Origin of the sequence: Bradyrhizobium sp. LTSPM299 (assembly GCF_000938235.1) — a bacterium.
In the GTDB taxonomy this organism is placed as follows: Bacteria; Pseudomonadota; Alphaproteobacteria; order Rhizobiales; family Xanthobacteraceae; genus Bradyrhizobium.
In genome coordinates, this window is the sequence record NZ_JYMU01000006.1 from 610,393 (window position 1) to 631,970 (window position 21,578).

Sequence of the window (21,578 nt, forward strand, 5' to 3'; positions counted from 1 at the left end):
GTTAACATTACCGCTCAAATTGCCTGACGGCTTCAACGGCATTGTCCATTTCCTTCAGCTAACATTGCCGCTGACGCGCGCAGGCCGACCCGGGGGACGCCTCGCGCACGGGGAAACGGGACGTGGCCGAACTTGCTAACCATGCGATGCTCCACCGTGCATCTGATAGCGATGCCGCGGATGCGCATGCGTTGCCGCCGCTATCCGACGCCCCGGTCAGCCAATGGCGTGCGCTCGCCGAGCGCGCGGTCGAGGCCAACGGTTACTACCAGCCCGACTGGGAATTGGCGGTCAATGCCTCCGCGCGCGGCCGCACCGGCGCCGCCGCGCTCAGCGCCGTCAGCGAGGCCGGCCAACTGATCGGCCTGCTGCCGGTGTTCCCGATGCAGCGCATCTATAAGCTCCCCCTGCCCGCCCTGGTCGGCGCCGAGCCCTACGGCACGCTGTGCACGCCGTTGCTCGATCGCGACTCGGCGGAGGACGCCGCGGCACAATTGCTGCGGCAGGCGCGCAATTCCGGCGCGCATGCGCTGATCCTGCGCACCATGTCGCTGCAAGGCCCGGCCATGGCCGCGATCGAGGCGGCGCTGGCGCGCGACGGCTTGCGTCCGCGCATGCTGAGCGCCTATGCGCGCGCCGCGCTCGACGCGACGCGCGATGCGGATGAATTGCTGCGCGACGCGGTGGGCGCGAAGAAGCTGAAGGAGCTGCGCCGCCAGCGCAATCGCCTCGCCGATCATGGCGCGGTGCGCTTCGACGTCGCCCGTAGCCCGCGCGAGGTCGCAGCCGCGCTCGAGATTTTCCTCACCCTCGAAGCCGGCGGCTGGAAGGGCAAGCGCGGCACCGCATTGAGCCAGTATGCCGGCGACGCCGCGTTCATCCGCCGCGCGACAATGGCGATGGCCGAAGCCGGCCGCTGCGAGATCATCACGCTGCATGCCGGAGAGACGCCGGTCGCGGGCGGCATCGTCGTGCGCCACCAGGACCGCGCCTTCTTCTTCAAGATCGGTATCGACCAGCGCTTCGCGAAATATTCGCCGGGCACGCAATTGACGCTGGATCTTACGCGCCACCTCTGCGCCGATCCCGCGATTGCGTCAGCCGATTCCACCGCGGCGCCCGGCCACCCCATGATCGACCCGATCTGGCGCGAACGCTTCGCGATCGGCGACGTGCTGATCCCGCTGCGCCGCCGCGATCCGCTGGTGCCGGTCATCCATGCCGCCGTGAGGATGCACAGCCTCGGCTACGAGGCTGCGCGCGGCGCTGCCCACTTCATCCGCAACCGGCGCCGCAAGTCCGGCTAGGGCATGGGCGTTGGAGGCCTCAGGCATTGCGCCCCAGCGCCAACTTCAAGCCCGACGATAACCTGCGAGCGAGGAGTCCTCGACATCGGGCAGGTTCACCACGATGTTCTCCGGCGTCCGGCAGGCCAGCCACCAAAGCTCTTCCGTCGTGCTCATGTTGACTTCGAGGTGCGGGATATAGGGCGGCACGAACATGAAATCGCCTTCCGATAGATCAACGTACTCCTGGAAGTCCTTTCCGAAATAGACGCGGGCGCGCCCCGACAGCACATAGGCGCCAGTCTCGGCTTCGCCATGATGATGCGGCAAGGAACGGAAGCCAGGCGGGTTGCTGGCCTTGCCAAACCAGATTTTGCTCGCCGATGTATGCTGCGGTCCGACCCCAGTCATGAGCTTCAGCCCGCCCGATTGACCGGTGTTGCCGTGCTCGTGACCTTTCCTGGTCACTTGCGGTCGATCATTCGCGGTCATTCAAGCTCTCCGACACTGCGGCGTGCAGCCGATGGACTGTTTTTCGAGCGCAGAATGCAGTCGGACGATTGCGCGCGCAAGCTCGGCTTTCGGCGATGCGCGGCCAGAGTTCGGAAACGAGAGATGTCGGCTCTTGCAGCCAAAGCAAGCATCCCGGCATTTCCCCCGGAGACATTCGACCTAGCCGAACACCCACTCGGCATGGTTTGATGCGACGATATTTGAGAGGGGGAGCGTTTTGGTCAACGAGCCCGTTCAGCGGAAACTGGCGGCCATTTTGGCCGCCGACGTCGTTGGCTTTTCGTCGCTGATGGAGCGCGACGAGGAAGGCACCTACGCCCGCGTCGGCCGGCTGCGGCGCGAGATCGTCGAGCCTCGCCTTTCCGAGCAACAGGGGCGGTTGATCAAGACCACGGGCGACGGTTTCCTGGCTGAATTCGCCAGCCCGATCGCAGCCCTGCGCTGCGCAATTGCCATTCAAGGTGATCTCGGCAACGATCCCGGTCCACTTCCTCTACGGATCGGTCTCAACCTCGGCGATGTCATCGTGGAGGATAGCGGTGACATCTATGGCGAAGGCGTCAACGTCGCCGCACGGCTCGAGGCGCTTTGCGATCCCGGCGGTATCTTGATATCCGGGAAAATCCACAGCGAAGTCGACGGCAAGTTCGAGGCCGTTTTCGAGGATCGCGGCGAACAGCAGGTCAAGAACATCTCACGGCCCGTGCGCATCTATGCGGTGCAGCCGGCCGGCTGGCCTGCGACCTCGGCCGCGACGGCCTCCTCCGGCACGACCAAAAAGCCGTTACCGCTTCCCGACAAGCCTTCGATAGCCGTGTTGCCGTTCCAGAACATGAGTGGAGATCCCGAGCAGGAGTACTTCGCCGACGGCATGGTAGAGGACATCATCACCGCGCTGTCCCGATTCAAGTCCTTGTTCGTGATCGCCCGCAATTCGAGCTTCACTTACAAGGGCAAGGTGGTCGACATCAAACGCGTCGGTCGCGAATTGGGCGTGCGCTATGTACTTGAAGGAAGCGTCAGGAGATCGGGCGGCCGCGTTCGCATCACCGGGCAGCTGATCGAGGCCGCAACCGACAGGCATCTATGGGCGGACAAATTCGACGGCGCATTGGAAGACGTGTTCGACCTGCAAGACCAGGTGACCAGCAGTGTCGTGGGGTTGATTGCTCCGAAACTTGAGCAAGCGGAGATTGACCGGGCGCGACAAAAGCCCACCGAGAGCCTCGACAGCTACGATGTCTATTTGCGAGGTCAGGGGCGCGTTTGCGGAAGCCCGTGCGTTTTTCACCAAAGCATACGAACAGGATCCTGAATACGGTCCGGCTTATGCCAAGGCTGCGGCGACCCTGATGTTCGAACAGGCAATCAGCGGCGTCCCTTTGACCGCCGAAAAGCGCTCTGAAGCAATCCGGCTTGCAAATTCGGCGTCGAAAATGGCCGGCGACGATGCGTTTACGTTGGCGAGAGCCGGTCATGTGCTGACTTATCTCGGCCGCGAATACGATCGGGGCGCGTCCATGGTCGAGCAGGCCGTGGCGCTCAATCCAAATCTCGGGATTGCCTGGTATAGTCGCGGATGGGTCACCATGATGTGCGGGGAAGCCGAACGTTCGATCGAGAGCTTCGACCGGATGATCAGGCTCAATCCGCTTGATCCCCTGCGCGCTAGCGCCTGGAACGGGAGCTCATTCGCGTTCTTCACACTCGGCCGTTACGAGGACGGCTGCGTCTCTGCGATGAAATCAATTCAGGTGGGTGCGAACTTCCATACCCTGGGAGCCTTCATCGTCAACGCCATTCCCGCCGGGCAGGTTGCGGAGGCCCAACAGGCCGCCGCGCGGCTCTTGAAGTCGCGCCCCGAATCCAGGGCGACCGATGCGGAAGAGGCATTTCCCACTCGCTCATCTGAAATGCGCAATCGAATGATCGCAGCCCTTCGAGAGGCGGGCTTGCCGGGTTAGTTGATGATCCAAGAGGAGCATTGTATTTGGCGGAACCTTGGCTGTAGGCTTGGCGACGAGCGTCTGACTAAGGTTGTGCGTATGGACGAGAATTTGGTCAGCGACTTCCTGTCGGGCGGCGGCGAGATGGGCGCTCTGACAAGAGCGTTTGACTGGTCAAAAACGTCGCTCGGATCTCCCGAAACATGGCCGCAAAGTCTTCGGGTTACCGTGCGGCTCGTTCTCACCTCGCGCCACCCGATGTTCATTTGGTGGGGGCCAGAACTCATCCAGTTCTACAATGATGCCTATCGTACAACGATGGGCCCGGAAAGGCATCCAAGCGCTCTGGGAGCAAAGGGGCGCGAGTGCTGGGACGAAATATGGGACATTATCGGCCCCCAGATCGAATACGTCATGGCGGGTCACGGGGCAACCTGGAACGAGGACCAGCTGGTACCGGTAACACGTCACGGCCGTCGCGAGGATGTCTGGTGGACGTACAGCTTTGGTCCAATCGATCTCGAAAACAAAGTGGGCGGCGTGCTTGTCGTCTGCAAGGATGTCACGTCCGAACACATGGCGCGGGAAGCGCTGAGCCTTATCAATGAGGAGCTGAAGCACCGCGTCAAGAATACGCTTGCAGTACTGGGTGCCGTGGCCACTCAGACATTTCGCGACGTATCCAGCAGACCCGATCTCGAAAAGTATCAAGGGCGGCTTGCTGCGTTCGGACGCGCGCAGGATCTTCTTACCGCGGCGAATTGGGCGGAAGCGCCCCTCCAGGATGTGATCGACACGGCACTGGCGCCTTATCGGGCAGGTGAACGCCGGTTTACGATCTCGGGTCCACCGATCGTCGTCAAATCTCGACAGGCTCTGGCTTTATCCTTGGCGATCCACGAGCTTGCCACGAACGCTTTGAAGTATGGCGCTCTGACCGTGGCGAGTGGCCACGTGTTTATTATGTGGAAATCCGAAGATCAGGAGCGAGAGCCAAAGTTCACTTTTGTCTGGCGGGAGGCTGGTGGTCCCCCTGCGTTGGAGCCCGCCCGTGTAGGCTTTGGTTCACGCCTCATTTCCCGGGTCCTGCAAGACGATTTCGGAGGCTCCGTTGAAATGTCGTATGAACCAACGGGGCTCACTTGCCGCCTGCAGGCGCCCCTCGAAAATCTGGCAACTCCTCCTGAATAGCCGCGCAAGCCGCACGCGTGGGGCTCACCGAGATCCACCACCGATGATCGAGGCGACATCGCGAAGCATGATGCCGCCCTTGCTTTCGTGACGCGGCGCGCAATCGCCGCCGCCGTTACTGCAACGGCGAATGCGGCGCCGGCAGCATGATGGTCGAGTGCATCTCTTCCAGATGCTGCGTGGCCTTGCCAAGAAATTCCTGCCAGGCCGGATCCTTCAGCGCGTTGCCGCGCGCCTCGGCGCGGGCGTTGAGGCTCGGATAGGCCCAGATGTGGCAAACTTCATTGGGCTGCCCCGCATCGGTCTGCCAGAGGCCGACGATCTTCGAATGTTTCTCGCGCGCGGGCATCACGCCCGTGATCAGGTCGAGCCATTGTTTGACGCCGCCGAGCGGTTTGGCGCGATAGTTGCGGAATTCGTAGATGTTGCCCGGTGTGGCTGGGGCAACCGGCGGAATGATGGCGTTGAGCAGGCGGACCTGCTGATGCACCAGGAGCGGCCGGATCGCCGGGATGTACTCGCCGGTCCAGCGCGCGTTCTTCGCGAGCTCGGCGCGCAGCCGGGCGCGTTCGTTAAGATCGGCGTAGCTCCACATGTGCATGACCTGGTTGAGCGGGCCGATCTCGGTGATCCAGTAGCCCTCGAGCTTGCCGAATTTGTCGCCGCGGATGTCGCGCGAGATCGTGCTGGCCGCCTTGACCATCTCGCCGACGGTGCCCGGCCGCACCGTGTAGGTTCGCAGCTCATAGATCATGGTGGTCTCCCTGATTCTAATTGTTGTCGACATAGGAAAAGCCCGGCGCGAAGCCGGGCTTTGGGAAGGATTGTGGCCTACTCCGCCGCCTGCGCGTTGATCTCGGCCGAGACCTCGCGGATGGCGCGGGCGAGCTGATCGGCGGGCTGGGCGCCGGAGACCGCGTATTTCTGCGCGAACACGAAGGTCGGCACGCCAGATATGCCCTTCTCGGAGGCTTCCTGGGCGTCCGCCGAGACGCGGGCGACATCCTCATCGCTCGCAAGGCGCTTGCGCACATCGTCGGCATCGAGCCCGACATCGGCGGCGGCCTGCACCAATACATTGGTGTCGGTGAGATCGCCACCGTCGCGGAAATACAATTCCATCAGCCGCTGCTTCATTTCGGCCGCCTTGCCCTTGGCCTCGGCCCAGAGGATCAGGCGGTGGCAGTCGATGGTGTTGGGCTGGCGCTTGACCAGATCGGGGCGATAGCTCAGCCCCTCCTCGCCCGCGGCGGCGACCACACGGCCGGCGATGCCCTTATAGGCCTCGACCGAGCCGAATTTGGCGGTGAGATATTCGTCGCGGCTGATGCCTTCGCGCGGGATCCAGTTGTTGAGGAAGAACGGCCGCCAGTGCACCTCGACCGGCACGTCAGGCACCAGCTTGAGCGCGTCCTCGATCCGATGCTTGCCGATGTAGCACCAGGGGCAGACGACGTCGGAGACGATGTCGAGGCGAAGCGGTTTCAGGGCGCTCATGGCGGGATCCTCGCGGCAATGGAACCCGGAAAATAGGCAGAAAGCGCGCCCGTGCAAGCCGCTATTTCATACTGGCTGCCATCTGCCGCAGCCGCTCCGCGGTGAGGTCGTCGGCCGGGAAGAAGGTCTCCAGCGCCAGTTCCTGCAGCGTGATGTCGACCGGGGTGCCGAACACCATCGTGGTCGAGATGAAGCTCAGCACCTCGCCCTGGTGGCGCAGCTTGAACGGGATCGCGACATTGTTGTCGGAGATCGGCCCCGAACGCGCCGGGATCGGGTAGGATTTCAAGTCCTGATAGAGCTTTATCAATTCCGGATCGGCGGTGGCCTCGCATTGCCGGTGCAGCCGCTCCAAAAGATGCGCGGCCCATTCCGGCAAATTGACGGTGCGCGGCGCCAGGCCCTCGGGGTGGAAGGCCAGGCGCAGGATATTGAAGGGCTGGCCGAGCAACCGCTCCGGCACGCCATCGAGCAGCGGCGCCACCATGCGGTTGGCGGAGACCAGATTCCAGTGCCGGTCGTAGGCCAGCGCCGGATTGGGCTCGTGCGCCTTCAGCACCAGATTGATCGCCTCGCGCGCCGATCGCAGCGCCGGGTCATCCAGCGAGCGTTGCGGGAATGCGGGTGCAAAACCCGCCGCGACCAGCAGCACGTTGCGTTCGCGTAAGGGCACGTCGAGGCGCTCCGCCAGTTTGAGGACCATGTCACGCGACGGCGCCGAGCGGCCGGTCTCGACGAAGCTCAAATGTCGTGCCGAGATCTCGGCGTCGCCGGCGAGGTCGAGCTGGCTGAGATGGCGGCGCTGCCGCCATTCGCGCAGGTGCTCGCCGATATGGATGGGGTGTGCTGTTGCGGCCCGGGCCGCGGATGCATGTGCGTTCATGGTGCAAAACCTACCATGCGAAATCAGCCCATTCCATTACGTACGAGGTAATCGAATTGCCGCGCGCGGCCGGTCATCTTCGTCACCACAGGAGATGACCATGCTGATGCTGTCCGTTATCCGCGCCCTCGCCGTCCTCGTCCCATGGCTGGTCCATCTGGCCACCTGGCTGGTCGCGCGTTCCCTCAACATGCCGCAGCCGATCGTCCACGACACAAGCGTATTCGTGGCCGCGCAGGTCTACGCGGTGGAGATGCGGGTCGGTCGGGCACTCTGCCAGCAGCTGCAATCCTGGTTCCGCTGATACCCCCAACCCCAACGAGAGGACACCCTGCCATGATCCATTCATCTCAATTGCTGCGCCGCGCCCTGCTTGCGGACGCCGTCTTCAGCGGCGTATCCGCGGTTGCGATGACGTTCGACGCCGGCGCCCTGGCGCCGTTCTTCAATCTGCCCGAAGCGCTGCTGCGCGAGACCGGCCTGTTCCTGATCGCCTACACCGCATTGGTCGGCTGGCTCGGCACGCGGAGCTCTATTTCGAAGGCGCTGGTGATGCTCGTGGTCGCCGGCAACGCCGCCTGGACGCTCGCCAGCATCGCGCTGCTGTTCTCGGGCGCGGTCTCGCCGAATTTACTGGGGATCGTCATGGTCGTCGCGCAGGCGATTGCCACCGGCGTGTTCGCCGAGCTGCAATATGTCGGGCTGCGCCGGAGTGAGGGTGTGGTGGCGGCGTAAACCACCCGTCGTCATTGCGAGGAGCGCAGCGACGAATCAATCCATCTCCCGGCACGCGGAGGGGTGGATTGCTTCGCTTCGCTCGCAATGACGGGGTGAGATTCTGAGCCCTTCCGCGCCCTATCGGCTGCGGCGGGCTTTGGCGTCCGGCAACAGTACCCGCACGAATTGCTTCGACATCTTGTCCAGGTGCAGCGGATTGTGAAAGACGCGCTCCATCACCGCCAATCCGCGCGTGAAGGTGACCACGAGGTCGGCGGCCATGGCGGGATCGCAACTGAGCTGCCGACGCGCGGCCGGTGTCGACAGCGCGTCGCGGATCAATGCGGTGAGATCCTCGATCAGCTGCTTGACCCGGGCCTCGATCGCCTTGCCGGCGAGCGGTAATTCGATCGCGGTCCTGGTCGTCAGGCAGCCGCGCGACGGGGCGCCCTCGGTCATGTTGGCGACGACGCCCTTGAACAGGGTCGTCAGGGCAACGACAGGATCGGGGTCCACCAGCGCCTGCCTGACGAAATCGAGAAAGCGGATCGAATAGCGCTCGAAGGCGAGCAGGAACAGCCGCTCCTTGTCGCCATAGGCGTTGTAGAGGCTGCCGCGCTGAACGCCGGTGGCTTCCGCCACGTCGATCATCGAGGTCGCGGTAAATCCGTTCTGCCAGAAGGTCTCCAGCGCAGCCTCAAGCAGTGCATCCTCGTCGAATTGTCTGGTCCCGACCATGCGGTCAGATACGCCATTCTTGACAGCCCTGTCAATTTTGACAACAGTGTCAAGAATAGAGCCGCCATGGAGACGCAGCATGATCATTGCCCATTACGCGAACCGCGTGCCCAGAAATCACGACCTCGGGTTCATCCGGACGCTGACCAAGGAACGCGCCCCGATCTGGGATGTCCGTCCCGAGCTCTATTTCAAGGCTTTCATGCTCCGCGAGGCCGGGCGTTTCGGCACGCTGGCGAACTGCTTCTCCTCGCTGTACCTCTGGCGCCACGACGCGGCGTATCGCGACTGGCTGGTGAGCGGCGGCTACAAGATCGTCACCGATCCGTTCGGCCGCTCTGATATCGAGACGCGCTTTGCGCTTGATGCGCGCAAGGGCAGCGCACACGACGCCCGCTTTGCCACCACGGAAGATCTCGCCATCCCGCTCGACGCGGACCTCACCGCGGCCTTTGCGCGCGAGATCGCACGCAACCGGGAGATCGCGGCACAGTCCGACACGGTCGCCGCCATCGTCGGCGTGGACACGCAAAACTGGACATTCACCCGCGTCCTGCTGTCAGCGACCGAGCCGAACGTGAATGAGAGCACCGTCGTCTGGCCGATCCTGCATCTGGCGCGACCTCTGCTCGATACGCTGCCGAAGGCGGACGAACGGTGAGTGATCGGGCTTGAGGCCATATCGCCGTCATTCCGGGGCGCGCCTCTTGGCGCGAGCTATGATGCGCGCAATTGCGCATCTGAGAATCCATGTCTCCACAGAGCATGCGGCCCGATGGATTCCGGGCTCAGCCCTGCGGGCTGCCCCAGAATGACGAAGGATTTCGTCGAAATCTCTCGCCGACGCCGAGCATGACGCCCTGCACGCTGGCGACGCCCATCTCCAGGCTCGCGGCGATACGCCGGGCGCGCTCGACAAAATGCACGGCCGCCGCCGGCGGGCACAATTCGCGCGCAGTCGCCTCGAACAGGCCGAGCCAGCGGTCGAAATGGGCGGCATCGATCGGCAACGGCATGTGCTTGACCATCGGCGCGCCGTGATAGCGCCCGGTCATCAGCGCGACGGAAGACCAGAATGCGCACATCTGCCTCAGATGCGGTTCCCAATCGGTAATCCTGGCCTCGAACACCGGCGCCAGCATCGCATCGCTGCGAACCTTTGCGTAGAAGCCGTGCACCAGGCGCTCAATCATCGCCTCGGTGATCCCGGTGCGCGCGACGATGTCGGCGGTGATCTGTTCACGGCGCTCTGCCTCTGGCACCGCGGTCTCCTTAAATAGGTATTTCAAATACCTATTTAGCGCGCTATGGAAGATCCGCCAAGGTCGGTTTTCGGGGGGCTTCCATGCGCCTGACGTCGTTCACGGATTTTGCCCTGCGCGCCCTGATGCGGTTGGCCGGCGAGCCCGACCGGTCGTTTGCGACCGGCGAGATCGCGGCCGAATTCGGCATCTCCCGCAATCACCTCGCCAAGGTGGTGCGCGATCTCGCCGAGGCTGGGTTCATCGCGACCCAGCGCGGCGCCGGCGGCGGGTTTTCGCTGGCGCGCGCGCCGCAGGCGATCACGCTCGGCGACGTGGTGCGCGCACTGGAAGGCGGCAGCGCACTAGTCGAATGTTTCAGGGACGATGGCGGAGACTGCGTGCTGCTGCCGCGCTGCCGGCTGAAGGCGAAGCTTGCGGCGGCGCGCGAGGCCTTCATGCGCGAACTCGACGGCACGACGCTCGCCGAATGCGCCTGGCTGCCGCGCTCGTCCCGCAAGACCACGCGAGCGTCATGACGACGCTCGGCGTCTGGTTCCGTACGGGACTCAGGCGTGCAGTGCTCGCGCGGAGCCGCGCTTCGGGGCGATGACCGTCTTGCCGGCAGCCTTGACGTAGGAATGGCCGTTCAGGTGCGTGCCATTCAGCTTGCCGTTCGCCTTGGCAGGGATCTTGGCAGCGGTCTTGGCAAGGGTCTTCTTCGCCTTTGCTCTGGCCTCGGCCTTCTCCTTGGCGAGCTTCTCGGCCTTCCGTTGCGCCTTGCGCTCGGCCTTTTCCTTCAGCCGCAGCCGCTCCACCCTCGCTTCCGCGCGCTGCTTCTTGCGCTTCTTCTCGCAGGCGTCGCACTTGCAGCCGATCGGCTTCAGATAGGCTTTGAAATAGTCGGTACCGTAGTCGTAGTTGATCTCGTCACCCGGCTCGATGTTCTTGATAGCGCGGATGAACACCTTGCGCTTGCGGGGGCGGACGTCGGATTCCGCGTTCGGCTTGCAGGCGTGATTGATGTAGCGGGCGACATTCTTGCGGACCGAGCCGTCGATGGTCCAGCGGTTGGTAAGCTCGAACAAATATTTGTTCTCGATCGCGTCCTCGTCCTTTTTCTTGGAATCCAGGATCGGCCCGAAATATCGGATGATCTTGGTGCCTTTCTTGATCGGCTTGGTGGCGAAGAGACCAAGTCCGGTACGGGAACGGCCGACGCGATAGGGCTTGTTTGGGGATGTCGAGGGCATGACAATCGTGGCTACGGCACGCTAGTGCGGACGGGTTGCGAAGTCGCCCTTCTAAGACGATTCCGCGCAGCTGTCAGGTGTTTCGCGACGATTCCCTGAACCTTCCCCAGATTGCACATGTCAGACACGATTATAGGACCAGATTGCAGGCTTTCCCCGCTGAACTATGCCACATTTGCAACAGCCGTTACCGCCGTCAGCATAAGCCTTGGTCAGGCTGACGCCGAAACGATCAGCATCGCTCTCGCCAAGCTGGAAGGGACGCCTCGATGAAGCGCCTGCATCGCCTGCTCGCGGCATTGTCGATCCTCCATCTCGCTACTCTCGGCCTTGCCACTGCCGCCCACGCCTATGCCGTCGCGCCAGGGGGCGAGCCGGAAGCCCTCGGCTTCTCGTCATCGCGGCTGGCGCGGATCGCGGCTTGGCAACAGACGCAGGTCGATGCCGGCGCCTTCTCGGGCGCGGTGGCGGCGATCGCGCGGAACGGCAAGGTCGCGTATCTGCGCGCCGTCGGCTTTCGTGACGCGACCAGGACGATCCCGCTGCAGCCAGATGCGATCTTCTGGATCGCCTCGATGACCAAGCCGGTCACCAGCGTGGCCGCCATGGTGCTGGTCGAAGAGGGCAAGCTCGATCTCGTAGCCCCGGTCCACCGCTATCTTCCCGAGCTCAAGGACATGATGGTCGGCGTCGAGACAAAAGACCTGGCGACCGGCAAGATTGAACTCGCGCGCGAGCCGCAGAAGCACCCGATGACGGTTGAGGACCTGCTGCGCCATACCGCCGGACTGGACTATGGAGTCGGTGGCACGAAGGTGGACCAACTGTACAAGAGCCTCTATGGCGCCACTGGCGTGTACCGCCGGGACAGAACTCTCGCTGATTTCATCTCCGGCCTGTCCAAGCTTCCACTTGCTCACCAGCCGGGCGAAGTCTGGGACTACGGTCTTGCAGTCGATGTCCTCGCGCGTGTCATCGAGGTTGCCTCCAATCAACCGTTCGACCAATTCCTGGAGACACGTCTGTTCAGACCGCTTGATATGGTCGACACCGGCTTTCAGGTGCCCGAAGCCAAGCTTTCCCGCCTGGTTGATCTGCCCGCCATCAACGGGCCACCGGACAGCGTGGTGGCTGACGTCGCCAAGCCGACGAAACTGTTCTCCGGTGGCGGTGGGTTGGCGTCGACGGCCGCCGATTATCTGCGGTTCTGCCAGATGCTGCTCAACGGCGGCGAGCTCGATGGAGTCCGCATCCTTTCGCCCGCAACCGTGAAGCGGATGACCACCAACGCGTTGCCATCCGACATCCGCTTCGCCGGCTCTGCCAGCGGCATCGTTGGGCCCCAGGGTGGCTCGACCTGGGGACTTGGCTTTGCGGTCCGCAGCGATGCTGCGTGGAGCATGGTGCCTGGATCGGTTGGCAGCTTCAGCTGGAGCGGCACCTCCGGCACCTATTTCTGGATTGACCCGGCAGAGCAGATGGTCGCCGTGCAAATGATCGAGGTTGCGCCCGGCACCGGCGCCCCTTTCCTGCGCATGTTTCGCAATCTCACCTACGGAGCCTTCCGCGTTCCCGACCAGCCTTTGTTGGCGTCAGCCGTGGCGCCGGTGACGATCGACTCGGCCACGCTCGCGACCTACGCGGGAACCTATGCGTTCTCTTCGACCAGCTCACGCGACATGCAGATACCCCGCGAGTTTGGTGGTCTCGGCCTCGACGTCGCCATCGAGCATGGTCTCGTCAAGGTGGTGTCTCCGATCCCGGGCATGCCCGCCGCCAAGGCCGGCATCATGGCAGGCGACATCATCACCCATCTCGACCGCGCGGCGATCCAGGGCATTTCCCTTAGCCAGGCGATCGAGAAGATGCGCGGGCCGGTCAACACCAGCGTCCGCCTGAGGATCGCACGCAAGGGGCAGGACGGGCCGATTGAGCTGTCGCTCGTCCGCGCCCAGATCCGGCTGCAAGGCGCGGCCGACCTGCAAGTCGCCGTGAAGGACGGCAAGCTTCTGGTCGAAGCAAACGGAACGCTTCCCATGCTCGATTTCGAAAAAGGATTACCGATCGCAGTCGTCCCGGCATCGAGCAACGAGTTTTTCGTCGATAGCGGCGACCACACCCGCCTCGCCTTCCTGCGAGACGGAGCCGACACGACGATGCGCCTGGTGCTCAATCCGGGCCCCTGGCAGATCACGGGGCAGCGGATCAACTGACGGGCACGAGAGAGACGACGCCCGCCGCCAATCCGCGGCAGTGGCAGCGTCGGTTACAGGCGCGGCGGTCGGCTCGCGGTCAGCCGCAGCATCGCGGCCAACAGCATTTCCGCAGATGTGCCCTCGGGCGAGCGATCCAGAATCGTGGACAGCCGTCCGTCGAGCAGCAGCATGGTGAACCCATGCACCAGCGACCAGGCGGACGCGATCGCGGCAGCCTGGTCCAGCGAAAACGATTCCTTGGAAATCTGCTCTTGTCGGCTGGCACCGACGCCGCGGGCCAACCCTGCGAACGACGCTTCGGACGCCTCATGCAGCGACGGCCGCGCATGATCAAGCCGCTCGCTGCGGAACATCAGCCCATACATGCCGGGATGTGCCTGCGCATAGGCGACATAAGCTTTGGCGCTCGCCATTCCCTTCTCGGACGGCGTGGTCGCGGACGCGTCCGCAGCCGCCATCGCTTTGCCGAACTGGCGGAAACCGATCGCGGCGAGTTCGCTGAGCAAACCGGTGAGATCGCCGAAATGGTGCGTCGGCGCGGCATGCGACACGCCGGCCTCGCGCGCCACGGCGCGCAGCGTCAGGCCCGCAAGCCCGTCGCGCTCGAGCACCAGCTCGGCGGCCTTCAGGAGCGCCTCGTGCAGGTCACCGTGATGGTAGGGCGTGTCGGTTGTACGCCGCCGCCGCGGCGCGGGGCGATCGGCTGCAACCCGCGCGGCCCGGCGGGTCCGCGCCGGGCGAGCTGCTTTGTTTTCTCTGGATATTCTTGCCATGCGACTCCTTATATGATGCAATTTTTACACTGTAAAGATTTTGCTTGACGAGGCCCGGCGTCAGCTTTATGCCTATCTTTACGATGTAAAGATAAAATCGAGGAGGCGTGCGATGCTCGACCAGGTGACCTCAAATGCGGCGCAAACCAATCTGGCGCCGATCCCCTTCGAAGCCGATGCGCCGTTCCTGAAAGTCACCGGCGAACTGCCGCGCGAGCTGAACGGCACGCTCTACCGCAACGGCCCCAACCCGCAATTCGAGGCGCCCGGCGCGCATTGGTTCGTCGGCGACGGCATGCTGCACGCCTTCCACCTCGAGAACGGCCGTGCCAGCTACCGCAACCGCTGGATCCGTACCCCGAAATGGCAGGCCGAGCATGACGCCGGCCGCGCGCTGTTCGGCGGCTTCGGCCGCAAGCTGCCTGATACGCCGCCCACCATCACGTCAGATGGCGGCGTCGCCAACACCAACATCATCTTCCATGCCGGCCGCCTGCTCGCGCTGGAAGAAGGCCATCTGCCGACCGAAATCGAGCCTGGCACGCTCGATCGCCTCGGCTATTGCGATTACAAAGGCGCGATCTCCGGCCCCTTCAGCGCCCATCCCAAGATCGATCCCTTGACCGGCGAGCTGGTGTTCTTCGGCTACAACGCCGCGGGCCCCCTCACCCCGGCGCTGTCGTTCGGCGCGGTCGATGCATCCGGCGTGGTGACGCGGTTCGAGCGTTTTGACGCGCCCTATGCCAGCATGGTGCACGACTTCATCGTCACCACCAACCATGTGCTGTTCCCGGTGCTGCCGATCACCGGCAGCATGCAGCGCGCGATGCGGGGACAGGCGCCCTATGCCTGGGAGCCTGAGAAAGGCGCCTATGTCGGCGTGATGAAGCGCAGCGGCGCGTCAAAGGATATCATCTGGTTCCGGGCCGAGAGCTGCTACGTGTTCCACGTCATGAATGCGTGGGAAGAGGGAAATCGCATCATCGCCGATGTGATGCAATTCGAGGAAGCGCCGCTGTTCAACCATCCCGACGGCTCGCCGACCGATCCGACCAAGAACCGGGCGCGCTATTGCCGCTGGACCTTCGATCTCGCAGGGAATACCGACCGCTTCACGCAAACCTATCTCGACGATCTCACCGGCGAATTCCCCCGCGTCGACGATCGCCGCGCGGGAATGACCAGCAATCACGGCTGGTACGCCTGCGCCAATCCCGATCTGCCGATGTTCGGCGCGCTGTCGGGCATCGTCCATGTCGACGGCAAGGGCAAGCGGCTCGGCCACTATCTCCTGCCCGCCGGCGACACGATCTCCGAGCCGGTTTTCGTAGAGCGCGGCACCGAGGCCGCCGAAGGCGACGGCTGGCTGCTGGCGGTGGTCTGGCGCGCACGGGAGAACCGCAGCGACCTCGCAATCTTCAACGCCACCGACGTCGAAGCCGGCCCCGCGGCGCTGGTGCATCTCGGCCATCGCGTACCGGATGGATTTCACGGCAATTGGGTGGGCGCAGAGTAGACGTACTCCCCGTCATTCCGGGGCAGCCCACAGGGCTGAACCCGGAAGCCAGAGGTTATAAGCTCGAGATTCCCCGATGCGCAATTGCGCATCTGAGGTTCGCGCTGACGCGCGCCCCGGAATGACAGCGTTGGGAAAACGCCGACACCCGGGAGCCTTGCATGCATATGCCATCCATCACGTCAGGCTATCTCGCGGTGCTTGCCCTGATCTACGCAGCCCTCGCGCTGCAGGTGATCCGGCTGCGGCGGAGCAGCCTCGCGGCGTTCAGTGACGGCGGCAATTTAGCGCTGCGCAGCGCGATCCGCGCCCATGCCAACTTTATGGAATATGTCCCGATCATCACCCTGATGGTGGCACTCCTGGAAATGTCCGGAGCACCTGCATCGCGGGTGCATCTGCTGATGGGCGCGCTGCTGTTGTCGCGACTGATCCATCCGCTCGGCATGTATGCGTCGCCGGATTCGCTGCAATTCCGGGTCTGCCGGGTCGGCGGCATTGTCATCACGATCGGCCTGCTCGTCAGCTGTGCGATCACGACGCTGTCACGAGCCGCCGCAGGCGACGGCTGAGCATTCGTCAATAGACTGATAATATTTGGCTTTTCATACACCACCACGATTTTTACACTGTAAAGATTTAGCTTGACGACCCCGCCTTCCGCCTCTAGATTATCTTTACGATGTAAAGATTGGCCCATGAGGCTTCCGATGACGATCTTCCTGATCTTCGCTCCCTACGGCGCCTTTGCCGCGCTGATGCTGGTGACGTCGGCCAGCGTGAGCCTCCTCTGCACCACCCTGATTTGCCTTGCCGTGATCGCCATCGACGTCGCACGCGGCCGCAGCATCAAGACTCTCACTCTCGGCTCGGTGGTCGTGTTCACGGCGGTCGGCGGCTACCTCACCTTCGTTGACGCGACGCTGAGCACCACTGCGGTGAAGCTCGCGGTCGATGCCGGCATCTTCCTGGTGTCGCTCGGGTCGATCGTGTTCCGCCATCCCTTCACGATGCAATATGCGATGGAAATCGTCGACACCGAGACGACGCGGCTGCCGAGCTTCGAGCGCGTCAACTATCTGATCTGCTGGGCCTGGACCGGCGCAACACTGTTGATGATGGTCGGCAACATCGCGGTGCTCTACATGCCAAACCTGCCGCTGTGGTCGGGCGTGCTGGTCGCCTTCGCCGCCCGCAACGGCGCGGTCTGCTTCACCAGATGGTATCCGCAATACCGCAAGGCCAAGTACGGCACGCCACCGGCCAGCGCGCTGCTCTCGCACTAAAACTTCGACACGACAACATCCAGCCCCAAAGAAACGCCCAAGGACGGAACCACGACGATGAAGAGCGTATTGGCCAAGCTTGCGACCGACTTCCTCTCGACCATCGTGTTCCTGGTGGTCTATCTCGTCACCGACAACGTGCTGCTCGCCACCGGCGTCGCGATCGCAGGTGCGATCGCGCAGGCGATCCGTGCCCGCGTGAGGGGCGAAGCGCTCGGCTTCATGACCTGGGCGAGCCTCGCGCTGGCCATCGTGCTCGGCGGCGCCACGCTGTTGACCAACGATCCGCGCTTCGTGCTGGCGAAGCCTGCGATCGCGCATTTCGCGATCGGCGCGATCATGCTCAAGCGCGGCTGGATGCTGCGCTACATGCCCGCCCGCGTCACCGAGGTGATCCCGGAATACGTCACCCTCGCCGGCTATGCCTGGGCCCTGCTGATGTTCGCGCTCGGCGCCGGCACGATCGCGATTGCCTCCACCGGCGACATCAAGCTGTGGGCGACCTACGTCACCGTGGTCGCGGCCGGCGCCAAGATCGCCGCCTTCGCGATCCAGTACGTCGTAATCCGCTTCGTGATCACCAACCGTCTGCGCGCCGCCGCCCGCGCCTGATCGCCGCGGGCCTCAACTAGGCGGGCGCGGCAAGATGGGTTATACCGCCGCGCACACTTGACCTCGAGGGGAGACATCAATGGCGGTGGACGGAAACTGGAATCTCACCATGACGACGCCGATGGGCGAGCGCAAGGCGACGCTGTCGCTGGCAAGCTCGGGCGGCACGCTCACGGGTACGCAGGGCGCCGAAGGCAATTCGACCGAGATCTTCGACGGCACCGTTGACGGTGACGACCTCGCCTGGAAGGTATCCATCACCAACCCGATGCCGCTGACGCTCGACTTCAGCGGCAAGGTCTCCGGCGACAGCATCACCGGCGAGATGGGCATCGGCCCGATGGGAAGTTTTCCGTTCACCGGCAGCCGGGCGTAAGCGCCCCATCTAGAACCAGATCTGCATTGGCAGATCATGCGCATCCAACGGCGGCGCGCCTTCGGGAGCGCTGCCGTGTGGATCGCGAGCCGCGAGTGCCACTGCGCAGGCATCCAGCACGTCATCACGTTTTGCGCCGGTGCCGATCCGCACGTCAGTCAGCCACCGATCGATCTCGCGAAAGCCGGCGCGTTTGAGCAGCTTGCGGCGGAGCGCATCGCCCTCCTCCGACTTCTTTCGCGGCAACGGCTTGCCGCCGTTCAGCCGCAGGAACACCAATTCGGGATGGACCTCGCGGATGTCGCGCGTGCGATGCGCGCGGATGAAGGCGTCGACCTCCATGATTTTCTTGCCGAGGTGCCAGAGCTGGCGTGAGACCCGCGTCTGGCTGCGGCGGAGCGCGTCCCTGTTCGCCTTGTCGGGATCGGAAAATTCCTGCCAGAGCCAGCGCCGCGCGCCGGTGAAGACGCGCGAGAAGTGCGGGCGCAACTCCGCGCGCGCCAGAACGTCGCAATCGCGCGTGCCGTCGTCAGTCATGCCGATCGGGATATCGATGCCGGCGCGATCGAACGGATGCGCCAGCGCGTCCGCGATATCAGCATGGAAGGACATCGTCCGTTGGTCGCCGTCGATGATGACGGCAACCCAGCCTTTGGAAAATCCGTCGAGGCCGATCGCCTTCAACCGAGATTCAATTCCTTGAAGAAGTCGTTGCCCTTGTCATCGATGATGATGAAGGCGGGAAAGTCGACGACCTCGATGCGCCAAATCGCTTCCATGCCGAGTTCGGGATATTCCACCACCTCGACCTTCTTGATGCAGTGCTCGGCGAGGTTTGCCGCCGCGCCGCCGATCGAGCCGAGATAGAAGCCGCCGTGCTTCTTGCAGGCCTCGCGCACCGCGACCGCGCGGTTGCCCTTGGCGACCATCACCATCGATCCCCCTGCGGCCTGGAACTGATCCACGAAAGAGTCCATCCGCCCCGCCGTGGTCGGGCCGAACGCGCCGGAGGCGTAGCCATCGGGCGTCTTGGCCGGACCGGCGTAGTACACCGGATGGTTCTTGAAATAATCCGGCAGCGGCTCGCCCTTCTCCAGCCGCTCGCGCAGCTTGGCATGCGCGGAGTCGCGCGCCACGATCATGGTGCCGGTCATCGACACCCGGGTCTTGATCGGATGCTTCGACAGCGTCGCCAGGATATCCTTCATCGGCTGGTTGAGGTCGATCTTAACGACGTCGCCGCCGAGCGACTGCTCGACGGCAGGCAGATACTGCGCCGGATTGTGCTCGAGCTCCTCGAGATAGACGCCGTCCCTGGTGATCTTGCCGAGCACCTGGCGATCGGCCGAGCAGGACACGCCGAGCCCGATCGGGAGCGAGGCGCCGTGGCGCGGCAGCCGGATGACGCGAACGTCGTGGCAGAAATACTTGCCGCCGAACTGGGCGCCGACGCCGAGCGACTGCGTCATCTTGAGGATCTCCTGCTCCATCTCGAGATCGCGGAACGCATTGCCGTCGGCCGAGCCGTGAGTCGGCAGCGCATCGAGATAGCGCGCGGAAGCAAGCTTCACGGTCTTCATGCAGAGCTCGGCCGAGGTGCCGCCGATCACGATCGCAAGATGATACGGCGGGCACGCCGCGGTGCCGAGCGTCAGCACCTTCTCCTTCAAGAAGGCGAGCAGGCGATCTTTGGTCAGAACCGAGGGCGTCGCCTGGAACAGAAAACTCTTGTTGGCGGAGCCGCCGCCCTTGGCCATGAACATGAACTTGTAGGCGTCATCGCCCTCGGCATAGATCTCGCACTGCGCCGGCATGTTGTTGGCGGTGTTCTTCTCCTCGTACATCGACAGCGGCGCCACCTGCGAGTAGCGCAGATTGCGGCGGAGATACGCATCGCGCGCGCCTTCGGACAGCGCGGCCTCGTCGTCGCCGTCGGTGATGACGCGAAAACCCTTCTTGCCCATGATGATCGCCGTACCGGTGTCCTGGCACATCGGCAGCACGCCGCCGGCCGCGATATTCGCGTTCTTCAGGAAGTCGAAGGCGACGAACTTGTCGTTGTCGCTGGCTTCCTTGTCCTCGAGGATGTTGCGGAGCTGCTTCAAGTGCCCCGGGCGCAGATAGTGGTTGATGTCGCCGAAGGCTGCTTCCGAGAGCGCCCGCAGCGCCTCCCGCGACACCACAAGCATGTCCTTGCCCAGAACCTTCTCAACCCGCACGCCCTCGGTCGTGACCTTCTTGTAGGGCGTGGTATCCGCGCCCAGCGGGAACAGCGGCGTGTGCTTGTAGGGCGGAACTGGCTTTTGCGGGTCGGGGAAGGCGCTGGGGGCGTTCATGGGTTTGCTCGTCGGTTCGAGGGCCGGACCTAAAGCCTGCGAGGGGCCGGCCGGCAATATAGAGCCGTTCTAAGCATTTTTGGGACAAAGGAAAGGGAAGCCGGCCGCCGCCCAGCCATGCACCGGCCCACAATCCATGTGGGCTATTTCACAGACATGTAATCCAGGGTTGTTGCATGATGGGATTCCATCACCAACCAAGGGAGGCCATCATGAAGACAGGACTTTTCGTGTCGCTCGCGGCGCTGGCGTTGCTGATCTCGATCCCCTCCGGCGCCAATGCCGCGGGCCAGACCTGCGGCGGCATCATCCCGCTGCAGTGCGGTCCCGGCGAGTTCTGCCAGTTCAAGACCGGGGTGTGCGGCCGCGGCGACCAGACCGGCAAGTGCGCGCCCATGCCGCAAATCTGCAACGATATCTTCAAGCCGGTGTGCGGCTGCGACGACAAGACCTACAGCAATGATTGCAGACGCGAGGCCGCCGGGGTCTCCAAGGCCCACAACGGCAAGTGCAAAGCCGCCGCCTATTAGGCCGGCGACAGATCTGACTATCACGAATAGCCGTCTGTGACCGCTCCCGCGGTCACCGCAGATATTGACGCGCTCCGCGGGAGCCTGCATGAACCCTGCGCATTCCGCCGCGGGGGGTTTCATGACCAGACGATTGCGTCTTCCTTTGCCGTTCAATGTCCGCTCCATCCTGTCGGCCGCGCTGCTGGCGCTGGTCGCAGCCTTCGCTGCGTCGCCTGCGCATGCCGACCCCTGCGAGGACATCGCAAAACAGCTCGCGGGCCAGATCGACGGTTTGAAGGTCAATTTCACCGCCGCCAACATCACCTATCTGACCCATCCGGCGGCGAAGGAATTGTCGCTCGGCTGCCGCGGCAAGGACTATTCGGTCGAGCTCTATGCCAAGACCGACCGCAAGATGAAGCCGGAGTTCTTCAACCTGGTCGGGGCGGCGACGGCGCTGGTCTTCACCGTGCCCAAGGACGACACCACGACCGGCACCACGCGCTGCCTGAAGCGCATGGGCATCCTGCGCGGCGACAAGGTCACGATGCGCTACAAGCGCCTCAATCTGGAATGCACCCGCACCAAGACCGAGACCTCGATCACGATCCGGCGCGGCAACAGCGAGTGATATGTTTGTGACTGCGGGAACGTCTGAGGTGACCTGAAAGTTGATCACTGCCGCC

At 63.6% G+C, this 21,578-nt stretch carries 26 protein-coding genes; 16 read left to right on the forward strand and 10 right to left on the reverse strand.

The annotated features are described in order from the left end of the window. Positions 1 to 122: 122 nt before the first annotated feature. Positions 123 to 1,307, forward strand: a complete 1,185-nt coding sequence (locus UP10_RS04080) for a GNAT family N-acetyltransferase (protein ID WP_044586048.1) — start codon at positions 123 to 125, stop codon at positions 1,305 to 1,307. A 45-nt stretch (positions 1,308 to 1,352) separates the two neighbouring features. Here UP10_RS04080 and UP10_RS04085 read toward each other — a convergent pair whose 3' ends face one another. Next, a complete protein-coding gene (locus tag UP10_RS04085; protein ID WP_044586049.1) occupies positions 1,353 to 1,778 on the reverse strand; it encodes a cupin domain-containing protein in 426 nt (141 codons plus the stop codon). 238 nt (positions 1,779 to 2,016) lie between these two features. On the opposite strand from UP10_RS04085, the gene UP10_RS45705 reads away from it, so the two are divergent. The 3 genes from UP10_RS45705 to UP10_RS04095 all read left to right on the forward strand — a co-directional run bounded on the left by UP10_RS45705 (position 2,017) and on the right by UP10_RS04095 (position 4,936). Then, on the forward strand, positions 2,017 to 3,114 hold the full coding sequence (locus tag UP10_RS45705; protein ID WP_245321649.1) for an adenylate/guanylate cyclase domain-containing protein: 1,098 nt from the start codon (positions 2,017 to 2,019) through the stop codon (positions 3,112 to 3,114). 37 nt (positions 3,115 to 3,151) lie between these two features. Beyond that, a complete protein-coding gene (locus UP10_RS45710; protein WP_245321650.1) occupies positions 3,152 to 3,763 on the forward strand; it encodes a tetratricopeptide repeat protein in 612 nt (203 codons plus the stop codon). A gap of 81 nt (positions 3,764 to 3,844) precedes the next feature. Next, positions 3,845 to 4,936 (forward strand): sensor histidine kinase, encoded by a 1,092-nt coding sequence (locus tag UP10_RS04095; RefSeq protein ID WP_044586184.1) that lies wholly within the window; start codon positions 3,845 to 3,847, stop codon positions 4,934 to 4,936. A gap of 115 nt (positions 4,937 to 5,051) precedes the next feature. Here the strand turns inward: UP10_RS04095 and UP10_RS04100 are convergent, their stop codons facing one another. From UP10_RS04100 to UP10_RS04110, 3 genes are all read right to left on the reverse strand, one after another. Continuing rightward, on the reverse strand, positions 5,052 to 5,690 hold the full coding sequence (locus tag UP10_RS04100; RefSeq protein ID WP_245321651.1) for an NIPSNAP family protein: 639 nt from the start codon (positions 5,688 to 5,690) through the stop codon (positions 5,052 to 5,054). Positions 5,691 to 5,767: 77 nt separating this feature from the next. Continuing rightward, positions 5,768 to 6,433, reverse strand: coding sequence for a DsbA family oxidoreductase (locus UP10_RS04105; RefSeq protein ID WP_044586051.1), 666 nt, complete (start codon positions 6,431 to 6,433; stop codon positions 5,768 to 5,770). 61 nt (positions 6,434 to 6,494) lie between these two features. Further along, positions 6,495 to 7,316, reverse strand: a complete 822-nt coding sequence (locus tag UP10_RS04110; protein ID WP_044586052.1) for a helix-turn-helix domain-containing protein — start codon at positions 7,314 to 7,316, stop codon at positions 6,495 to 6,497. Between the two features lie 94 nt (positions 7,317 to 7,410). On the opposite strand from UP10_RS04110, the gene UP10_RS04115 reads away from it, so the two are divergent. Both UP10_RS04115 and UP10_RS04120 read left to right on the forward strand, forming a co-directional pair. Then, positions 7,411 to 7,620 carry a hypothetical protein gene (locus UP10_RS04115; RefSeq protein ID WP_044586053.1) on the forward strand — a complete coding sequence of 70 codons (210 nt, stop codon included), beginning with the start codon at positions 7,411 to 7,413 and terminating at the stop codon, positions 7,618 to 7,620. A 32-nt stretch (positions 7,621 to 7,652) separates the two neighbouring features. After that, positions 7,653 to 8,051: a hypothetical protein gene (locus UP10_RS04120; protein ID WP_044586054.1), complete on the forward strand. Its 399-nt coding sequence runs from the start codon at positions 7,653 to 7,655 to the stop codon at positions 8,049 to 8,051. Between the two features lie 120 nt (positions 8,052 to 8,171). Here UP10_RS04120 and UP10_RS04125 read toward each other — a convergent pair whose 3' ends face one another. Beyond that, a complete protein-coding gene (locus tag UP10_RS04125; RefSeq protein WP_044586055.1) occupies positions 8,172 to 8,771 on the reverse strand; it encodes a TetR/AcrR family transcriptional regulator in 600 nt (199 codons plus the stop codon). Between the two features lie 79 nt (positions 8,772 to 8,850). Between UP10_RS04125 and UP10_RS04130 the strand changes: the two genes are divergently transcribed. Then, a complete protein-coding gene (locus UP10_RS04130) occupies positions 8,851 to 9,432 on the forward strand; it encodes a DUF4865 family protein (protein ID WP_044586056.1) in 582 nt (193 codons plus the stop codon). 127 nt (positions 9,433 to 9,559) lie between these two features. On the opposite strand, the gene UP10_RS04135 is transcribed toward UP10_RS04130, so the two are convergent. After that, positions 9,560 to 10,033: a group III truncated hemoglobin gene (locus UP10_RS04135; protein ID WP_044586185.1), complete on the reverse strand. Its 474-nt coding sequence runs from the start codon at positions 10,031 to 10,033 to the stop codon at positions 9,560 to 9,562. 83 nt (positions 10,034 to 10,116) lie between these two features. Between UP10_RS04135 and UP10_RS04140 the strand changes: the two genes are divergently transcribed. Continuing rightward, complete coding sequence (locus UP10_RS04140) at positions 10,117 to 10,551, forward strand: RrF2 family transcriptional regulator (RefSeq protein ID WP_044586057.1); 435 nt, start codon at positions 10,117 to 10,119, stop codon at positions 10,549 to 10,551. 30 nt (positions 10,552 to 10,581) lie between these two features. Here UP10_RS04140 and UP10_RS04145 read toward each other — a convergent pair whose 3' ends face one another. Next, positions 10,582 to 11,265, reverse strand: a complete 684-nt coding sequence (locus UP10_RS04145; RefSeq protein WP_044586058.1) for an SET domain-containing protein — start codon at positions 11,263 to 11,265, stop codon at positions 10,582 to 10,584. Between the two features lie 269 nt (positions 11,266 to 11,534). Between UP10_RS04145 and UP10_RS04150 the strand changes: the two genes are divergently transcribed. After that, the gene (locus UP10_RS04150) at positions 11,535 to 13,478 is read left to right on the forward strand and encodes a serine hydrolase domain-containing protein (protein ID WP_044586059.1); all 1,944 of its coding nucleotides are present in this window, start codon (positions 11,535 to 11,537) and stop codon (positions 13,476 to 13,478) included. A 53-nt stretch (positions 13,479 to 13,531) separates the two neighbouring features. Here UP10_RS04150 and UP10_RS04155 read toward each other — a convergent pair whose 3' ends face one another. After that, complete coding sequence (locus UP10_RS04155; RefSeq protein WP_044586060.1) at positions 13,532 to 14,254, reverse strand: TetR/AcrR family transcriptional regulator; 723 nt, start codon at positions 14,252 to 14,254, stop codon at positions 13,532 to 13,534. 112 nt (positions 14,255 to 14,366) lie between these two features. On the opposite strand from UP10_RS04155, the gene UP10_RS04160 reads away from it, so the two are divergent. The 5 genes from UP10_RS04160 to UP10_RS04180 all read left to right on the forward strand — a co-directional run bounded on the left by UP10_RS04160 (position 14,367) and on the right by UP10_RS04180 (position 18,044). Then, the gene (locus UP10_RS04160; RefSeq protein ID WP_044586061.1) at positions 14,367 to 15,770 is read left to right on the forward strand and encodes a carotenoid oxygenase family protein; all 1,404 of its coding nucleotides are present in this window, start codon (positions 14,367 to 14,369) and stop codon (positions 15,768 to 15,770) included. Positions 15,771 to 15,931: 161 nt separating this feature from the next. Continuing rightward, positions 15,932 to 16,342 (forward strand): MAPEG family protein, encoded by a 411-nt coding sequence (locus UP10_RS04165; protein WP_044586062.1) that lies wholly within the window; start codon positions 15,932 to 15,934, stop codon positions 16,340 to 16,342. Positions 16,343 to 16,468: 126 nt separating this feature from the next. Then, positions 16,469 to 17,056 carry a hypothetical protein gene (locus UP10_RS04170; protein WP_245321652.1) on the forward strand — a complete coding sequence of 196 codons (588 nt, stop codon included), beginning with the start codon at positions 16,469 to 16,471 and terminating at the stop codon, positions 17,054 to 17,056. A 57-nt stretch (positions 17,057 to 17,113) separates the two neighbouring features. Then, entirely contained in the window at positions 17,114 to 17,668 is a 555-nt protein-coding gene (locus UP10_RS04175; protein WP_044586063.1) for an inner membrane-spanning protein YciB, read from the forward strand. Between the two features lie 79 nt (positions 17,669 to 17,747). Then, complete coding sequence (locus UP10_RS04180) at positions 17,748 to 18,044, forward strand: hypothetical protein (RefSeq protein ID WP_044586064.1); 297 nt, start codon at positions 17,748 to 17,750, stop codon at positions 18,042 to 18,044. 9 nt (positions 18,045 to 18,053) lie between these two features. Here the strand turns inward: UP10_RS04180 and UP10_RS04185 are convergent, their stop codons facing one another. Together UP10_RS04185 and UP10_RS04190 are read right to left on the reverse strand one after the other, a co-directional pair. Further along, on the reverse strand, positions 18,054 to 18,728 hold the full coding sequence (locus tag UP10_RS04185; protein ID WP_082076973.1) for a DUF429 domain-containing protein: 675 nt from the start codon (positions 18,726 to 18,728) through the stop codon (positions 18,054 to 18,056). Further along, a complete protein-coding gene (locus UP10_RS04190) occupies positions 18,725 to 20,380 on the reverse strand; it encodes a fumarate hydratase (protein WP_044541572.1) in 1,656 nt (551 codons plus the stop codon). The genes UP10_RS04185 and UP10_RS04190 overlap by 4 nt, the downstream gene beginning before the upstream one ends. A 212-nt stretch (positions 20,381 to 20,592) precedes the next feature. On the opposite strand from UP10_RS04190, the gene UP10_RS04195 reads away from it, so the two are divergent. Continuing rightward, positions 20,593 to 20,910, forward strand: a complete 318-nt coding sequence (locus UP10_RS04195; RefSeq protein WP_044586065.1) for a Kazal-type serine protease inhibitor family protein — start codon at positions 20,593 to 20,595, stop codon at positions 20,908 to 20,910. A 121-nt stretch (positions 20,911 to 21,031) separates the two neighbouring features. Beyond that, positions 21,032 to 21,523, forward strand: a complete 492-nt coding sequence (locus UP10_RS04200; protein ID WP_044586066.1) for a hypothetical protein — start codon at positions 21,032 to 21,034, stop codon at positions 21,521 to 21,523. Positions 21,524 to 21,578 lie beyond the last annotated feature (55 nt).

What these genes read in the sequence shown, in the direction of transcription:
- UP10_RS04140 (WP_044586057.1), top strand. Translation starts at nt 10,117, where the DNA reads ATGCGCCTGACGTCGTTCACGGATTTTGCCCTGCGCGCCCTGATGCGG.
- UP10_RS04100 (WP_245321651.1), bottom strand. Translation starts at nt 5,690, where the DNA reads ATGATCTATGAGCTGCGAACCTACACGGTGCGGCCGGGCACCGTCGGC.
- UP10_RS04110 (WP_044586052.1), bottom strand. Translation starts at nt 7,316, where the DNA reads ATGAACGCACATGCATCCGCGGCCCGGGCCGCAACAGCACACCCCATC.
- UP10_RS04145 (WP_044586058.1), bottom strand. Translation starts at nt 11,265, where the DNA reads ATGCCCTCGACATCCCCAAACAAGCCCTATCGCGTCGGCCGTTCCCGT.
- UP10_RS04120 (WP_044586054.1), top strand. Translation starts at nt 7,653, where the DNA reads ATGATCCATTCATCTCAATTGCTGCGCCGCGCCCTGCTTGCGGACGCC.
- UP10_RS04095 (WP_044586184.1), top strand. Translation starts at nt 3,845, where the DNA reads ATGGACGAGAATTTGGTCAGCGACTTCCTGTCGGGCGGCGGCGAGATG.
- UP10_RS04155 (WP_044586060.1), bottom strand. Translation starts at nt 14,254, where the DNA reads ATGGCAAGAATATCCAGAGAAAACAAAGCAGCTCGCCCGGCGCGGACC.
- UP10_RS04195 (WP_044586065.1), top strand. Translation starts at nt 20,593, where the DNA reads ATGAAGACAGGACTTTTCGTGTCGCTCGCGGCGCTGGCGTTGCTGATC.
- UP10_RS04175 (WP_044586063.1), top strand. Translation starts at nt 17,114, where the DNA reads ATGAAGAGCGTATTGGCCAAGCTTGCGACCGACTTCCTCTCGACCATC.
- UP10_RS04200 (WP_044586066.1), top strand. Translation starts at nt 21,032, where the DNA reads ATGACCAGACGATTGCGTCTTCCTTTGCCGTTCAATGTCCGCTCCATC.
- UP10_RS04130 (WP_044586056.1), top strand. Translation starts at nt 8,851, where the DNA reads ATGATCATTGCCCATTACGCGAACCGCGTGCCCAGAAATCACGACCTC.
- UP10_RS04160 (WP_044586061.1), top strand. Translation starts at nt 14,367, where the DNA reads ATGCTCGACCAGGTGACCTCAAATGCGGCGCAAACCAATCTGGCGCCG.
- UP10_RS04125 (WP_044586055.1), bottom strand. Translation starts at nt 8,771, where the DNA reads ATGGTCGGGACCAGACAATTCGACGAGGATGCACTGCTTGAGGCTGCG.
- UP10_RS04180 (WP_044586064.1), top strand. Translation starts at nt 17,748, where the DNA reads ATGGCGGTGGACGGAAACTGGAATCTCACCATGACGACGCCGATGGGC.
- UP10_RS04115 (WP_044586053.1), top strand. Translation starts at nt 7,411, where the DNA reads ATGACCATGCTGATGCTGTCCGTTATCCGCGCCCTCGCCGTCCTCGTC.
- UP10_RS04165 (WP_044586062.1), top strand. Translation starts at nt 15,932, where the DNA reads ATGCATATGCCATCCATCACGTCAGGCTATCTCGCGGTGCTTGCCCTG.
- UP10_RS04085 (WP_044586049.1), bottom strand. Translation starts at nt 1,778, where the DNA reads ATGACCGCGAATGATCGACCGCAAGTGACCAGGAAAGGTCACGAGCAC.
- UP10_RS04105 (WP_044586051.1), bottom strand. Translation starts at nt 6,433, where the DNA reads ATGAGCGCCCTGAAACCGCTTCGCCTCGACATCGTCTCCGACGTCGTC.
- UP10_RS04150 (WP_044586059.1), top strand. Translation starts at nt 11,535, where the DNA reads ATGAAGCGCCTGCATCGCCTGCTCGCGGCATTGTCGATCCTCCATCTC.
- UP10_RS04170 (WP_245321652.1), top strand. Translation starts at nt 16,469, where the DNA reads ATGAGGCTTCCGATGACGATCTTCCTGATCTTCGCTCCCTACGGCGCC.
- UP10_RS45710 (WP_245321650.1), top strand. Translation starts at nt 3,152, where the DNA reads ATGTTCGAACAGGCAATCAGCGGCGTCCCTTTGACCGCCGAAAAGCGC.
- UP10_RS04190 (WP_044541572.1), bottom strand. Translation starts at nt 20,380, where the DNA reads ATGAACGCCCCCAGCGCCTTCCCCGACCCGCAAAAGCCAGTTCCGCCC.